The sequence below is a fragment of the Opitutus sp. genome (genome assembly GCA_024998815.1).
GTDB lineage: Bacteria > Verrucomicrobiota > Verrucomicrobiia > Opitutales > Opitutaceae > Rariglobus.
In genome coordinates, this window is record JACEUQ010000002.1 from 1,376,873 (window position 1) to 1,392,902 (window position 16,030).

Below are 16,030 nucleotides of genomic sequence, written 5' to 3' on the forward strand. Positions count from 1 at the left end.
ATACCGCTTACGAATTTAAATAAAGTAACGAAGGCTTTCTAAGACCGAGGGCCTTCGTCGGATAAACGAGTGGCTTAGATTACAGCGAGGAAGACGTACACCGTGTTCACACCACCCACGGGCGCGGTATAGATCACGCGACCACGGGTTTGAGCCACAGGGACGGAGGGGTCCACATCATCCATCAACGACATGCTGTTTAACTCAATGGCCAGTGAACGGGCGTCGTTAATAGGCGTTTTGGGGTAGACGACGAAGGCTACCCTGCCGGTGGGCAAGTTGGTGGTGCCGTCGAGCGGGAAGTTGATGCCGGCCACCGGACCGTTCGCCAAGACGAACGTGGTGTTCACCTTAGCACACTCCATACGGGTGCTGGTGGCTTGGCTTACAGTGGCGGTCCATTTAACAACGTTAACGGGCCTGGTAACTGACCAAGTGCCGGTGTTGGAGTCCCACGTGATGCGACCCGAGGTGGCTGGCCAAGGGAGGGTGGTGCCAGGAGCAAATTTTGAGGTGAATAAACCGTCCAGCACGGGCGGATTCATACTCAGTAACATCTGATCCAAGCGGGCACCACCATTAAAAATGGCCGCGTTTTCAGTTAGATTTCGATCGCCGGCTGTAGCGAAGTCCGTAGGATGCCAGCCGATATCGTCCGTGGCCCCCTCGGTCAGCGGCAAGGAGGCGCCATTGCGTGCGGCACCTTCGAGGACGGCGGTACGGGCGGAATTGATCTCCGCCACGGCGGAGTTGACACGGGCGCGGGACTGCGCTTTGGAAACGGCCGGGATCAGAATGGAGGTGAGGATACCGATGATGACGAGAACCGTCAGGCTTTCGATCAGCGTGAAAACTCGGGCGTTTTTTTGGTGTGTTTTCAAGTTTAGCGCCCTGGTGGGGAGAAAGTGTAAAAAGGGAAAGGCCGTGTGGCGGCGCGTTTAGACCTGAGCGAAGACTACGTACAGAGCCATAACTGCGCCATGGGGTGCACCCTAGTGGGCTGTAACATTTAAAGTGTCGGATAAAACCAACGCAGTTTAGCCGCGAAAGAACGCAAGGAGAGCAAAGAACAAGCACTTTTTTTCTATGCGTTCTTTGCGTTCTTTCGCGGCTAAAAGGGTTTGTTGAATGTTGTTGATTCTAAGAAGGCTCAGGATGCGACAAGTTAAATGTTAATGCCTACTAGTGGGCTGTAACATTTAAAGTGTCGGATAAAACCAACGCAGTTTAGCCGCGAAAGAACGCAAGGAGGGCAAAGAACAAGCCCTCTTTTTTCTCTGCGTTCTTTCTCGGCTAATTAGCGGTCATTAGTGGTTAAAAATCTGATTCCGTATCCAACACTTTGAATGTTACTGCCTACTAGATCACCCTCTGGCGACTCTCTTGGGTACGAGGCCTCCCAGCGCTTAATCGTCCACCGGAAGGCCCTCCAAGCCGGAGGGCCTTCGTCGGATAAACGAGTGGCTTAGAATACAGCGAGGAAGACGTACACCGTGGTCACACCACCGACGGGCGCGGCATAGATCACGCGACCACGGGTTTGAGCCACAGGGACGTTGGGGTTCACATCATCCATCAACGACGAGGAGTTCAAATCGTAGGCCAGAGAACGGGCGTCGTTAACAGGCGTTTTGGGATAGACGACGAAGGCGCACCTGCCGTTGGGAAGGGAGGTGGTGCCGTCGAGCAGGAAGTTGATGCCGTTCGCCGGACCGTTCGCCAAGACGAACGCTGCATCTACCACAGAACACTCCATACGGGTGGCGGTGGCTTGGCTTACGGTGGCAGCCCAGTTAGCCACGTTGGTGGGGTTGGTAGTTTGCCAAGTGCCCGAGATGGAGTTCCACGTGAGGCGACCAGCGGTAGCTGGCCAAGCATTGTTGGTGCCAGGAGCGAATTTTGAGGTGAATACACTATCCAGCACGGCCGGATTCATACTCAACAACATCTGATCCAAGCGGGCACCAGCATTAAAAGAGGCCGCATCGCCAGTCCTTGTTCTATCGGCGGCTGAAGAGAAGTCCGTAGCAGCATAGCCGATATCGTTCGTGGTAGCCTCGGTCAGCGGCAAGGTGCCCCCGTTGCGGGCGGCGGCTTCGACAACGGCGGTACGGGCGGAGTTGATCTCAGCCACGGCGGAGGTGACGCGGGCGCGGGACTGCGCCTTGGAAACGGCCGGGATCAAGATCGAGGTGAGGATACCAATGATGGCGAGGACAGTCAGGATCTCGATTAGAGTGAAACCCTGAGTAGTATTAGTTTTTTTAACGTATTTTTTCATGTTTTTTTTGCTCCTGTTTTGGAGAAATTGGAGAAATTGAATAAAGGGAAAGACTGTGAGGCGGGGCGTTTAGAACTGCGCGAGGAACACGTAAACATCCACAACTCCGCCATTGGATGCACCATAGATCACCTTACCGCGACTCTGCGCTGCGACGCCGCCCGGTGCCGTATCGTCCATCAAAAGATTCCCGTTTAGTTCGCGTGCCAGTGCATAGGCATCCCGTGTAGAGACTCTTTTGTAGACCACATAGGCGCAATTGAACGCTTCGGCAATAAAAGCACCGTTACCATCCAAGTCGAAATTGATGCCGTAGGAAGTGACGACATCGGAAAGGAGCGGGTTGGTGATGTCGAACAAAGTCCGTGAGACCATCCTAGCGCACTCGAGCCGGGATCTGTTGGATGAGTCGTCACCAGCATTTACCCCGACCACAGTGTATTGAGTTTGGTCAAGGACGGGCCCTCTTTTTTCGAAGCGCCGTAAATCGGGATTGTAGAAAAGTGCCGGCTGAATGAAGGGAGTCAGAGGGCGCCCCCCGCCAAATTTGGTTGTCCAAAGACCGTCCATTAGGCTTGGTTTTAAACTAGTCAACACAAGATCGAGCGTAAGTAGCCTACTCGCGTTCTGGCCGACTTGTCGGTTATGGGGGATAAGATCCTCCGGAGGTGGTTCAGTGTGACTAGCTGGAAAAAACTTGATTGTTCCTATGACATTGGGTGTGAACTGAAGGCCTTCTGTTAGCGGTAGCGTACCGCCGAGCTGAGTGGCCGCTTCGCTGACAATCAATGTGAGCGAACGAATTTCGGCCAACGTTGCCGTCAATCGAGTGCGCTCTTGTGCTTTCGACACTGCGGGGATGAGAATGGCGGTGAGAATGCCGATGATGGCGAGAACGGTGAGTATCTCGATGAGCGTAAAACCCCGCTGAAGGGGGCGGCGACGAAGTCGGGTGTGCATGGTGAAGAGGGTGGAGGTGAAAGTTATTCGATACTGGAGGCGGAAAAGACTTCTTCGGGCGTGGTCCAGCCCATGGCGGCCTTAAACATGCCGTCCATGAGCAAGGTGCGGTCGCTCAGACGACCCGCCAAAAATGAATCGACAAAGGTACGCTCGGCCGCCGCGAGGTCGAATTCGTGTTTCTCCTCACTGATGCGCTTGCGCAGGACGGAGTCGGGCTTGCGCAATTCGAGAATGGCCATGCGCCCGCGAAACCCGGTCTGGTTGCAAGCGGCGCAGCCCGGGCCGGCTTCAAAAAACCCGAGCGGACCGCGGATGACCTTGGCCGCCTTGGCGCGCTCCAGCGTCTCGCCATGTTCTTCCATCAGCTCGTCCTGGCGAGAATGCGTTTGGCGACAATGAATGCACACCCGACGTACCAGACGTTGCCCCAGTAGGAGTTGGATGGAGGCCGCCACCATGGCCGGCTCCACCGCCAGATCGATCAAGCGGATGATGCCGCCCAAGCCGGTGTTGGCGTGGGTGGTGGTGAGCAGGAGGTGGCCGGTGTTGGAAAGGGAAAGGCCCGACTTGGCCGTCTCGGGATCGCGCATTTCACCCAGAATGACGACGTTGGGGTTGTGGCGCATGAGCGCACGCAGCACTTCGGCAAAGCCCATGTCCGGGGAGATGTTGGCCTGGATCTGGGTGACGCCGCGCAGGCGGTACTCGACGGGATCCTCGATGGTGATCACCCGCTTGTTATGGATGTCGATGTACTGCACCGCCGCCGCCAAGGTGGTGCTCTTGCCGTGACCGGTGGGTCCGCAATTGATGATCAGGCCGTCGGCCTTGCGCACCGCTGCGCGGTAGAGCTCGACGTGGTCGGGCAACATGCCCAGCGAGGCGAGGTCGCCCACCTGCGCGTCTTGATCGAGAAAGCGCACCACCACCGATTCCCCATGCAGGGTCGGGATGAAGCTGTAGCGCAGGCCCATGCGCTTGGAGCCGTAGCGGCGCACGGCGCTGCCATCCTGCGGGCGGGTGCGGATGGCCACATCGATGCCGCCGAGGCGGTCTTTGAGCAGCGTGCGGCCGTCCTCGGCGCGGTTGGCGGACAACTTAAGCGCGGTGACGAGGCGGTCGCGGAACTCGCCGGCGACCGTGCGGCGAGCGACCAGTTTGCCGTCGATGCGGAACTTGATCTGCACGGTGTGCTCCTCGGGAACGACGTGCAAGTCAGAGGCACCCGGGGTAAGCGACATCTCCTTGAATTGCGCTTCGACAAAACTGGCCCACTCGTTCTCCGATTCAAGGCGGATGGTGGGGGCATCGAGCGCGTCCAAAACCGCGAGGATGTCGCTGCGCGGAGCGATCACGAAGCGGTGCGGGTGCTGCGTCAGCGCCTGGGTGACCTGGGCGAACTGGGACACCTCGGGGTCATAACACAGAATCACGACTTTTCCCGCCTCGCGGCGCACGGGCAGCACGCCACGCTGGCGGCACAAGGCACGGGAAAGGACCCGGGCGACATCGGCCTGCACGAGATAATCCTCGCTCGCCGCTAGAGGTAAGCCGTGAGCCTTGGAAAGCCAATCGGCGATTTCGCGTTCGGTGGCGAAGCCGTGCTCGATAAACATCTCGGACAAGGCGCGGCTGCCCTCTCGGCTGCGGTATTCTTCTAGCAGGTTGTCCACCTGTGCATTGGTCAGGCCGCGATCCCGCAGGCTCTTGCACAAGCAACGCCCGGCGTGGGTGAGCAGGTTTTCGGAGGAAGATGAGGCTGAAGTCTGAGGCATCATGGTTCGATATACTGGAGGTTATTGGGAGCGGGTGGTGCTGCGACCGGATCGGCGATCACATCCGACTTGCCGCCGGTGCCTGTACTGATCGGTTCATTCATGAGCTGTCGCATGCGCGGCGAAATGCTGTCGCCGGGGCCGGGCAACACGACGTTGCGCGGGCTGCTCGGGCGAAGATCCTGCGCCTCCACGGTGACCAGAATGACAAACTCACTGCGCTCGGAAATCGTGGCGTCCGTGCGGAAGAGCCTGCCAACATATGGGATGGAAGAAAGACCGGGTATACCGCGCATCTTGGACCCCTTGGTGTCGGAGATGTAGCCGCCCAAAACGGCGGTTTCCCCGTTGCGCAACACCACGGTGGAACGCTGGCGGCGCACCCCCACGTTCGCAGCGGTGGAAAAACCGTCGGGAGACTGCACTAGCCCCTTAAAATCGGTGAGTGACGGCGCGATGTTGAGCGTAGTCACCAAGTTGTCGTCGATCTGGGGGGTCATTTCCAAGATCGCACCAAAGGAGATATTGGTCTGCTGGTAAGTGCTTGAGCTGGTGGAGGAGCCCGAGGTGTTGCCGCCTGCGACGTTGCTGATAGTTGTCTCGGACGTGCGCGTGAAAAACGGCCGGTCATCGGAGACTTGAACCAACGTGGTCTGGTTGTTAAGCGACCAACCGATGGTGCGGTTTTCGACGGTGACGTTGCCCTGTTCCTTCAAGGCTGAAATCAGCGCCGATACTTTTCCCGAGGAAACGACTGCGCGCACGGTATCGCCCGGGAGTTGGGCCGGGCCGACTGATCCCGTAAAATTGGTGTCTGAGCCAAAACCGGAGAAACCGGCATCGCCTCGGAAAGGCTGGCCGATCTTCGGGGAATTGTTCCCTGAACCAATAGAGAAAGCGGTGACATCCCAATTCACGCCCTGTTTGTTCGAATCATTGAGGTCAACGCGCAACAGTCGCACTGTTATGGTGGCACTGCGGCGCACCCGCTTCATCACGGAATTGAGATAAGTTTCGATCTGGGCATGCGTCTCCGGGGTGGCGCGCACTTGAAGGACGCCTGCGAACTTGTTGACCACCACTATTTCGTCGGCCTTGATCAGTGCACGAGCATCCGTCTCAAAACGGGTCCAAAAATCGGTTTCCGTGCTTGATGACAGGGAAACGCTTGAACTGCCGGTGCCTCCGCCCGAGCTGGAGCCCGAGGAACCGGAAGAACCGGAAGAATCGGAAGAGCTGCCACCGCCACTGCTGGTACCACTCGAAACCGAGACACTGGCCGAGGAGGAGACCGTTTGCTGCAGCTGGATATAATCAACCGAGTAAATCCGGGTGATAAAGCGCCGGACGATAACGAACGTGTAATCAGCGCTGCCTTCGATGCTGTAATGCCAGCCATTCGAGCGGCACAGCGTATCGAGTACCCCACGCAAGGTGGTATCGTAGGTACGCACCGTGACCGAGCCCTGCACTTCGGCGTCCAAGACGATGGGAATGCGGTAGGTGCGCGAGAGGGTGTCGATCACCCCGGCGATAGGCTGAGCGTTGGAGACCACAAACTGGGTCACGGGTGCTTCGAGTGCCGTTTCCACTCTTTCGCGGGTTTGCGCAAACGACAGAGAAGTCGCGGCGAGAGCGAAGGTGACCAACAACCCGCGTTTTAAACAATTAAAGCGCATATTTTTTCTTTAGCTCGGCTTCTTCCCGTGTGTTCACCAAGTTCTTGGTCACCAGAACTCTAAGAGTTTCCTGGGGAACGGGAACGAATTTGAGAACTTCGGAAGGTGTGTAATCGCGCACGGCCACCAAGGCCGCCAAATGATCGTCAAACGACTGCATGCCGATGGAGCGACCCAGGCCCATCGCACTGGAAATTTGCACATAATCCTCCTGCCGTATCAGGTTGGCTATCGCAGTATTGCAGATAAGGAGTTCATAATTGCCCCTCAGCTTGCCGGAGCGCGTCGGAATGAGGCGCTGGGAGACGACCGCGATGAGCTGGGACGCTACTTTGGATTTCCAAAAAGCACTGTCGCCCATGTCGTTGGCCGAGACCAAGCGGCTGATGGCGGTGGCTGCGTCTCCGGTGTGCAACGTGGCGAGAACCAGGTGCCCGGTTTCCGCAACCTCGACCGCCATAGAGATAGAGGCTTTGTCGCGAAGCTCCCCAAACATCACCACATCTGGATCCTCACGCATGGCCGATTTCGCCGAATCCACAAAATCGCTCACGTGGGACGAGGCCAGATCGCCCACGTCGTGCTGCTGCACCAAGGCCTGGCGGTTATTAAAGATCACCTCAATGGGTGCCTCGTAGGTGACGATTTTTATCGGCTGGGTCTGGTTCAGCAGTTCAATCAATGCGGCCAACGTGGTGGATTTACCCGAACCGGTCTGACCCGTGACCAAAATAATCCCTGAGCCACGAGTGGTAACGAGATCCACCAGGGCGGCCGGCAATTGCAGCTGATCGACGGTCGCGGCGGTCTCCGCAATCAAGCGTAAATTAAAACTAAAACCAGTCTCGCAGCGTTTGGCATGGACGCGGAAACGGCGCGGCACCGGCATGGAGTCTAATTGAAAAGAAATCGTGCGATCGTCAGCACTTCGGGACCGGTCGCGCAACGGCACGCTACTCGCCTTTTCGAGACAAAGCGCTTGCCAGGCAGCCAAGACTTCCTGCTCCGACCAAAGCTCGCTCTCCGACCACACCACGCTCCCAAACACCCGCCAACACAGACGGCTACCGGCCGTGAAATGCCAGTCCGAGGCCTCCATTTGCAGGCCTTTCAGCAAGCAGTCTATAAGTCGTGGAGACATAGCACACACGAGCGGGATTTACGGCGTGGTTTACCCGACCAAGCGCCCCAGGCAGAAGTCTTCAGGAAACCAGCCAAGCCTGGGAAGAGGCTTAGCTGATTTCCCGAAGTAGTCGGCGTAAAATGAGGGGGGCTCATGAGGAGATGTGAAAGTTGAACCTCGCTTCGGCTTGCGACTACGGAAATGAGGGACAGGGACTTAAAAATTTTATGTTGGTGGTCGACATGAGGAGGGTAGGTGTTCACCCCATTGCCTTCGTTTTAAAAACCAACCAATGGTTTTTGTTACCCAGTACCAAGCTGTTTTATTGCAACATGACCAAATTGTGTTGCATGCAGAGGTGTTTAATTTTTCGATGTTGCATGAAGAAAACACTGTCGAAGTCGGCCTCCTCGAATACCCCTTCGGAAGTGGATGAGACGACCCTGCTCGATGAGATTATAGCTCTTAAACGCCAACTTCCGGGTGCAACGGCACTTCCATCGACCCGTGCGCTGGGCCTTAAATTTGGATGCGCCAGCACGACCATATTTCGCACCTTGATGAGGCTCGTCGCGGAGGGCGTTCTGTGGCAACATCCGGTCAACGGACGGTTTTATCCGATCTCGGCGCGGGCCTCATTGGAACGTCCTAAGCCGTTGGCGTGTCTTATCCGGCGAGTGGAGTTGCGTAGTGCGCTGTATCGTGAATTTCTGGAGGGAATCAGCACGGGTTGTGGCAAAGAACGCCGCACAATGTTGCTCTGGCACGACGAGTTACTGGTCAACCATCCTGATCTGAACTCGCCGCCGTCGTTTGCACTTCCCCCTGAGCAAAAGGCGATTTTAAAGCACTTTCTTAACCATCATGGCGAATCCTCGGGTGGGTATATTTTGGATCACATCTGGGACGATGAAGCGCTCAGGCAGGTATCGCGCAAACTGCAGCCGGCGGTGTTGCTCTATCGCCGGGCACCGGCCGACCTGCACATAAGAAATGTGTATGCCGATTTCCCTGCTGCCGCCATGCTGGCGATCACCCACTTGCTGGGAAAGGGGTTTAACCAAATCATTCCCGTGCAGCCGTTTGGAGGCGACCCAGCCGTAGAGGAGTTTCTCACGCAATTGGAGTCCATCGTCGATTTGCTGGGTTGCAGGGATAAGCTTACGCCCCGAGTTCCTGCAGACATGGGTGTGATCAGTAAAAGTCTCAAACGGAACACCCGTGCGGCCCTCATCGTGCCGGAGGATCACGTGGCGGTCCGGCTATGCGCGGAAATACGGGCAGAAGGTTGGAACCTTCCGGCCGACGCGGGCGTTCTCTGCGTGATGGGCACTTCGGTAAGCGACAACACCGGAATCAGCCGACTTCGCTTCGATTTCCGAGAGATGGGTGCCAAGGCGGTAGCATTACTTCGTCAAGGAACACCGCAGAGCATCTCGATGACCGGTATTTTGGAACCAGGCAACACCACCTGATCGGACGCAGTAAAGGGGAAGCAAAAGTTGTCTAAGCCTAAATCCGGCAATAGAAACTAGCCAAAAATCACGCAGGTGATTGTTTGGCTGTCATATGCCGCCGTTTTTACCGCCGGAAAAAGCTCACCCCGAGGGTGAGTCAGAAAACCCTGATCACAAGGCAACGCCAAGCGATGCCGCCGAGGTGTTGATTGTGGATACACCCGGAGGACGTTTTCGTGCGCAGTTCGCCCCAGAGTTGCCGGTGAGCCCCTTGGGGGCACTGGTGTTTTTCACGCAGTACTTGTGTGCGACAGGAGGCTTCGAGGCACTGGTTGCGGACACGCCGCTTTGTTACAGCAGCAACCGCGCACACCGCCCTCGCGACGTGATTGGAACCCTGCTTTTGGGGATGCTCTCCGGGCACTATCGCTACGCGCACCTCGCGGCCCTGCGCGGCGACGACATTGCCCCGAGCCTGCTCGGACTTAAGTCGATTGTCAGCGAGGATTGTGTGCGCCGGGCGCTGGCTCGCATCGGTGCCGAGCAGGGGCAGGACTGGTTGCGGCGTCACCTCGACCAAACCTGTCATGGGTTTTTGGATAACCAGTGGATCCTCGACATCGATGTCACCATCAAGCCCATCTATGGACGTCAGGAAGGTGCCAGCATCGGCTATAACCCGCAAAAGCCCGGACGCCCCAGCCACGCCTACCACACCTACTGGATCGCCACCTTGCGCCTGTGTCTGGACGTGGAGGTGCACCCCGGCGATCAATCCGCCGCCGGACATGGTTTTGCGGGGCTGTGGGCGCTCATCGACCGACTGCCAGCCGAGCGCCGGCCCCATCTTTTGCGCGGTGACTGCGCCTATGGCCAGGAGGCGCTGCTCAGTGAAGCTGAAGCGCGTAAACTCAACTATTTGTTCAAACTGCGCCGCACCGCCAAGGCCCGCGAGCTGGTGGCCGCGCTTGAACGCACCACCACCACCGCTTGGACCGACGCCGGACAAGGCTGGCAGGGCTGCGAAAGCTGCCTGCGCCTGCAAGGCTGGAACCGGGCCCGACGTGTGGTGGTCTTGCGCCGTCGCCTCAACGACCAACGCCACCCCCGGGCCCGCCGCCGCCTCGTGCGCGAGCAAGCCGACCACGCTTTGCTGCTGAACATCCCCGACGCGGCCGCCTGCGAGCCGATCATCTACGAACATCAGATCCTCGTTACGAGCCTGCCCTACGAGATCCTTACCCTTGCCACCCTGTATCGGGAACGTGGGGGCGCGGAAAACCCCTTCGACGAGCTCAAGAACCAGTGGAGCTGGTCGGGGTTTACCTCCCAGGAGCTAAACTCCTGTCAGCACGCCGCGCGTTTGGCCGCACTGGTTTACAACTGGTGGACGCTCTATCACCGCCTGCTTCAACCCGGTCAGCACCACGAGGCGGTGAGTACACGTCCCCGTCTGCTCTGCGGAGCGACCCGGCAGAGCGAACACTCCGGTCAACGCCGCCTGGACGTGCGCTTGAGCCATGCCGAGGCACCTCGCCTGAGTGAACTCATCACAAAGCTGGCCAGATGGTTACATGGTATCCTTCATAATGCGGAGCAATGGAGTGTCGCCCAGCGCTGGGGGCAAATCGTAGCGAGGATTTTACAGGAAAACTTCCCTGTACTCGGCCCTGAACCGCCTTTGGCCACCGCCCCAAGCTGATCGCGCTTCCGTTCAGCCTGCCGCAGCACTCTCCACCCTCATCTATCCGACGGGCAACGCCCGCCGGCCGCACTTTCTATTGCCGGATTTAGGCTGACTCCTTCGGCCCTTCGCTCTTCCTGGGTTTCCCCAAGCGTCTTCACTACTACGGCCTCTGCTGACTTCTCCAGCGCTCTCGCGCCAGAGATCTCCCCGGGTAAGGTGCGTGAACTTTCGACCCGTTCCGTCAGGTTCTACCCGATGCGTCTTTCGGTGACAGTTGGATTTTGCGTTTCCAAGCACGCTCATCGCCCGCATCAAGGCCTCGCTGCCTGTTCGTGTTCCTACGGCCGTGTCTTTGCCTCCACCTTCTTTCGTGCTGAGCCCCTCGCGAGGCCCGCCTTGGTCTTGGCTACTGTTGTTGTCACTTAGTCCGAACATTTCGTTTCATATGTTTAGTTCACGCCCATGCCGGGCACACTAGAGTTGGCCGTCCCCGGCCAAGGTTTTCCGCGCCGAGCTGGAGCTAGGCGCTCCGTTTGTCGCTGTTCGCCAAAAAAAACCGATCAAGAATCGGCCAAACCCCAGGCTCATTGCCTACGTGGAACCGGCCTGAACCGCGGGGCGATTCGCGCGGAACTCAGTCGGGGCGACCCCGTAGTGGTGTTTAAACGCCCGGCTGAAACTGAAAACCGAGGCGAAGCCGCATTGCTCGGCGATTTCGGAAACGCGAATCGTACTCATCTTCAGCAACCCGCTGGCGCGCTCTAGGCGCAGGGTGCGCATGTGTCGGCCCAGACTCACCCCGCAGGAAGCGCGGAAGCGCGTGCGCAGGTTGCTCTGACTCATCCCGAGGTCGCCCGCCAACTCGCGGATCGACGGGGCGGTCGGCCGGCGTTGCTGCGCGGCATGGTTAACCTTCAAGTCGAGCCGCGCCTTCGGCTTGGCCTCCGCGCCACTCCGCCCGGGCGGCGGGGTGAGTTCCGCCAGGAGCAGGGCCAGCCGCAGCTCCGGCATCCCCTGGTCGGCCAAATCGCGGTGGGCGCTGAGCAGCCCGGCCAGTTGCACCGCCAGCTCCGCGCTCACCGGAAACACCACCTGGCGGAGCGGCTCCATCGCCACGCCCTGGGCGTACTCGAATGTGATGAATAACCAGTGCAGGCGCCGGTCGGGCCGCAGGTAATGGTGATACTGGTAGGGTAAGATCACCAGTCCCTCGCCGGGCCCGAGTGGTAGCTCGACGTCTTCGGCGCAAACCACCGCCTGACCGCGCAAGGGCACGATCAGCACGTGACGATGGTGCATCGCCCGGCCTTTTTGCGGGTGGTTTAGCGCGTCCCCCGATCGGCGCTGAAAACAGATGATGTTCTCTGGCAAGGGCGGAGGCGTGCGCCGCACCCCGTGGAGCGGGCTGGCCGGGCTGGGCAAGCGCCGGGCAATCACCGCCAACCGGTCAAACGCCTGCTTTTTTAATTTTGTCATTTTTGTTAAACTTAGAGTCGGTTTGGCTATTCACGGAATGAACTCAAAAGTCTAAGGTGTGAAGCATCGAATCACCGGCCCGTCGGCCGCCACTTCCCCCCTCCCCTCCACCGCCAGCCTCTTATTTTTTATGACCACTCCCCTCACCGAATCCCAACAGCGCGAACACATCCGGACCGAGATCTTCCCCGCCGCCGACGCGGCCTCCTTGCAATTGGCCAACGAGATCGCCGCCCTCATCCGCCAACGCGCCGCCGCCGGCCAGGGCGTCGTCCTTGGTCTGGCCACCGGTTCGACCCCAGTGCGCCTCTACCGCCAGCTCATCCGCATGCACCGCGAGGAGGGCCTGTCCTTCAAAAACGTCACCACCTTCAACCTCGACGAATACTACGGGCTGACCCGCGACCACCCGGAGAGCTACTGGCGCTTCATGCACGAGCAGCTCTTTAACCACATCGATATTCCGGCAGCCAACATCAACCTGCCTGACGGCACCGTCGCCCGCGCCGACGTGTTCGCCTCCTGCCGCGCCTACGAAGAAAAAATCGTCGCCGCAGGCGGGCTCGACCTGCAGGTGCTCGGCATCGGCCGCACCGGCCACATCGGCTTCAACGAGCCCGGCTCGAGCCGCGATTCGCGCACCCGCCTAGTGACCCTCGACAGCCTCACGCGCCGCGACGCCGCCCGTGACTTCCTCGGTGAGGCCAACGTCCCGCGCCACGCCATCACCATGGGCGTTGGCACCATTCGCGATGCCCGCCGTATCGTGCTACTGGCCTGGGGTGAACCCAAAGCCGCCGTGCTCGCGCAGGCCGTCGAGGGCGCACCGGTGGACACGTTGCCCGCCAGCTTCCTGCAAGGCCACGCGAACGTGAGCTTTTACGTCGATCACTCCGCCGCCTCTGCCCTCACCCGCGAACGCCACCCGTGGTTGGTTGGCGCGGTCACGTGGACCCCGGAGCTTAGCCGCCGCGCCGTGGTGTGGTTGGCGCTCAAGGTCGGCCGCCCGGTGCTCAAGCTCATCGACGAAGATTACAGCGAGCATGGCATGGCCGATCTGCTCACCGAGCAGGGCTCGGCTTACGAGCTAAACATCCGCATTTTTAACCAACTCCAGCACACCATCACCGGTTGGCCGGGCGGCAAACCCGGTGCCGACGACACCCACCGGCCGGAGCGCGCCGAGCCGGCCAGCAAGCGCGTCATCGTGTTTAGCCCGGAGCCGTCTCACGACATGCTCGGCATGGGTGGCACGTTGCGCCGCTTGGTCGATCAGGGCCACCAGGTCACGGTGGTTTACCAAACCTCGGGCAACCTCGCGGTGCCCGACGCCGACGCGCTCATGGCCACCGATTTCGTCACCGACCTAGCCCGCAGTTTCACCGGCCAAACCGGCCCGGCGGAACACTTCGCCCAGGTCGTGAGTATGCAGATCAGCCAAAAGTCAGCCTTCTCCGGCGATTCCGCCCAAGTTCGCCGCCTCAAAGGCCTAATCCGCCGAGGCGAGGCGCGCGCCTCGCTCAAAACCTGCGGCGTGGGCGCGGTGCGTATCCGCTTCCTGGACCTGCCCTTTTACGAGCAGGGCCGCTACCGCCAATTCAAGCCCGCTGCCGCCGACTTGCAGGCGATCGCCGCGGTGCTCGCCGAGATTCAGCCGCACCAGATTTTTGTCACCGGCGAACGCGACGATCCGTCCTCGGTGACCGCGGTCTGTTTTGACCTGGTGCGCCAGGCCCTGGGGCAACTCGCCAGCGCAACCTGGCAGGCCGACTGCCGCGTCTGGCTGTACCGCGGTCTGGAAACGCCCTGGGGCGTGGCTGAGGTGGACATGGTGGTGCCGCTGAGCCCGCGCGAGCTCGGCCAAAAAACCCAGGCGATTTTCCCGCACCGCTCGCAGCGCAGCAGTTCGGCGCTGGCCTCCGGTCTGCGCGAGCCCTGGCAGCAGGCCGAGCAGCAGAACCGCGATCTTTCCCACAGCTACGACGCGCTCGGCCTGGCCGACTACGAGGCGATCGAGGGTTTCAGCCGCTGGACTCCCGCCCGCTAACCACCGCCGTCACCGCTCCCCAGCCCCGCTGCGTTGTTCGCAACTCCACACCCCCCATTTCCCTCATTCATTCCCATGTTAAAAACTTCTCCTCAGTTTATCCCAACGCTCAACACGGAATTTGTCCCGGCGGTGCTCTGGAACCGGGCCTATAAGTCAGTGGTCGCGGCCACGCCTGACCGCCGGGCACTCGCACTCGCCTTGGTCCGGGCCGACGGCGAAGCCTCGGTCTGGCAAGGCGAGGTGCTGCCAGCCAACCATCCCCAGGCCGCCCTCACCCTCCGGTACGTGGAGCGCCTGCTCAAGTTCCTGCTCTGGCAGCGCGGCGGATGCCGCGTGCGGTTGGCCGGGGCTGCGGAGGTCGCTGCTCATCTCAATGAGGTCTACTCGCCCACCGGCGCGCGGGCCTTTGATCACCGTTTCATGGGCGACGAAGTTTACGGCAAAACCTTCGCGGTGGAGGCCTGTGGTTGGGACGAGTTGCCCCAGGAAAAATCCACCGGGCTGCCGATCGGCCGCAACTTGGACGGCTGCCGCATCGGCTTCGATCTCGGTGGCAGCGACCGCAAGGTGGCCGCGCTGATCGACGGCAAAGTGGTGTTCTCCGAGGAGATCGGCTGGGACCCGTATTTCCAGGCCGACCCCACCTACCACATCGAGGGTGTGCAGGATTCCCTACTGCGCGCCGCAGCCCACTTGCCCCGGGTGGACGCAATTGGTGGCAGCTCGGCCGGCGTTTATGTGAACAACGAGGTCCGCGTCGCCTCGCTGTTCCGCGGCGTACCCCGCGACCGCTTCGAGGCGAACATCCGCCGGATGTTTTTCGACCTGCAGACGCGCTGGAACGGCATCCCGTTCGAGGTCGTCAACGACGGCGAAGTCACCGCCCTGGCCGGCTCGATGTCGCTGGGCGACAACGCGGTGCTCGGCGTGTCGATGGGCACCAGTATGGCGGGCGGTTACGTCACCCCCTCAGGAGGAATCACCCCCTGGTTAAACGAGCTGGCCTTTGCTCCGATCGATTACGCCGAGGAGGCGGCGGTGGACGAGTGGTCGGGGGACCGGGGCTGCGGCGTGCAATATTTCTCCCAGCAAGGCGTCAACCGCCTGGCCCAACGCGCCGGCATCGTCTTCTCGGAGGCCATGCCGCTGGCCGAGCGCTTGGTGGTGGTGCAGACCTCGATGGCGGCCGGCGACGACCGGGCGTTGGCCATTTACGAGAGCATCGGCGTCATGCTCGGTTATTCGATCGCCCACTACGCCGAGTTTTACGAGCTCCGCAACCTGCTCGTCCTTGGTCGCGTGACCACGGGCAGCGGAGGCGAAGTGATTTTGGAAAAAGCCGGCGAAGTCCTCCGCGCCGAGTTCCCGCAACTCGCCGCCGGGCTGCGCCTGACCATGCCCGACGAAAAAGATAAACGCCACGGCCAGGCGGTCGCCGCCGCCAGCCTGCCCGCCCTCACCCCCGTTTGCGCAGCCGCTAACCTTGCGTCCTGCTAAAACCTCCCAACTCCCAACTCAAAGCTCCCAGCTCCTAGCTCC

General features: G+C 60.0%; 11 protein-coding genes. 4 read left to right on the plus strand and 7 right to left on the minus strand.

The features are described from left to right. Positions 1-74 precede the first annotated feature (74 nt). The 6 genes from H2170_13885 to tadA all read right to left on the minus strand — a co-directional run bounded on the left by H2170_13885 (position 75) and on the right by tadA (position 7,815). Entirely contained in the window at positions 75-881 is an 807-nt protein-coding gene (locus tag H2170_13885; GenBank protein ID MCS6301165.1) for a type II secretion system protein, read from the minus strand. A gap of 584 nt (positions 882-1,465) precedes the next feature. Beyond that, entirely contained in the window at positions 1,466-2,281 is an 816-nt protein-coding gene (locus H2170_13890; protein MCS6301166.1) for a prepilin-type N-terminal cleavage/methylation domain-containing protein, read from the minus strand. Between the two features lie 69 nt (positions 2,282-2,350). Next, positions 2,351-3,241, minus strand: a complete 891-nt coding sequence (locus H2170_13895) for a pilin (protein MCS6301167.1) — start codon at positions 3,239-3,241, stop codon at positions 2,351-2,353. Between the two features lie 23 nt (positions 3,242-3,264). Further along, positions 3,265-5,022, minus strand: a complete 1,758-nt coding sequence (locus H2170_13900) for a type II/IV secretion system protein (GenBank protein ID MCS6301168.1) — start codon at positions 5,020-5,022, stop codon at positions 3,265-3,267. Then, positions 5,019-6,545, minus strand: a complete 1,527-nt coding sequence (locus tag H2170_13905) for a secretin N-terminal domain-containing protein (protein ID MCS6301169.1) — start codon at positions 6,543-6,545, stop codon at positions 5,019-5,021. The genes H2170_13900 and H2170_13905 overlap by 4 nt, the downstream gene beginning before the upstream one ends. A gap of 142 nt (positions 6,546-6,687) precedes the next feature. Beyond that, positions 6,688-7,815: a Flp pilus assembly complex ATPase component TadA gene (tadA, locus tag H2170_13910; GenBank protein MCS6301170.1), complete on the minus strand. Its 1,128-nt coding sequence runs from the start codon at positions 7,813-7,815 to the stop codon at positions 6,688-6,690. 386 nt (positions 7,816-8,201) lie between these two features. Between tadA and H2170_13915 the strand changes: the two genes are divergently transcribed. Both H2170_13915 and H2170_13920 read left to right on the plus strand, forming a co-directional pair. After that, positions 8,202-9,296, plus strand: a complete 1,095-nt coding sequence (locus H2170_13915; protein MCS6301171.1) for a transcriptional regulator — start codon at positions 8,202-8,204, stop codon at positions 9,294-9,296. Positions 9,297-9,390: 94 nt separating this feature from the next. Continuing rightward, positions 9,391-10,980, plus strand: coding sequence for a transposase (locus H2170_13920; GenBank protein MCS6301172.1), 1,590 nt, complete (start codon positions 9,391-9,393; stop codon positions 10,978-10,980). Positions 10,981-11,556: 576 nt separating this feature from the next. Here the strand turns inward: H2170_13920 and H2170_13925 are convergent. Next, positions 11,557-12,441, minus strand: a complete 885-nt coding sequence (locus H2170_13925) for an AraC family transcriptional regulator (protein ID MCS6301173.1) — start codon at positions 12,439-12,441, stop codon at positions 11,557-11,559. Positions 12,442-12,571: 130 nt separating this feature from the next. On the opposite strand from H2170_13925, the gene nagB reads away from it, so the two are divergent. Next, positions 12,572-14,488, plus strand: coding sequence for a glucosamine-6-phosphate deaminase (gene nagB / locus H2170_13930; GenBank protein ID MCS6301174.1), 1,917 nt, complete (start codon positions 12,572-12,574; stop codon positions 14,486-14,488). A 75-nt stretch (positions 14,489-14,563) separates the two neighbouring features. Next, positions 14,564-15,988, plus strand: a complete 1,425-nt coding sequence (locus H2170_13935; GenBank protein ID MCS6301175.1) for an ROK family protein — start codon at positions 14,564-14,566, stop codon at positions 15,986-15,988. Positions 15,989-16,030 lie beyond the last annotated feature (42 nt).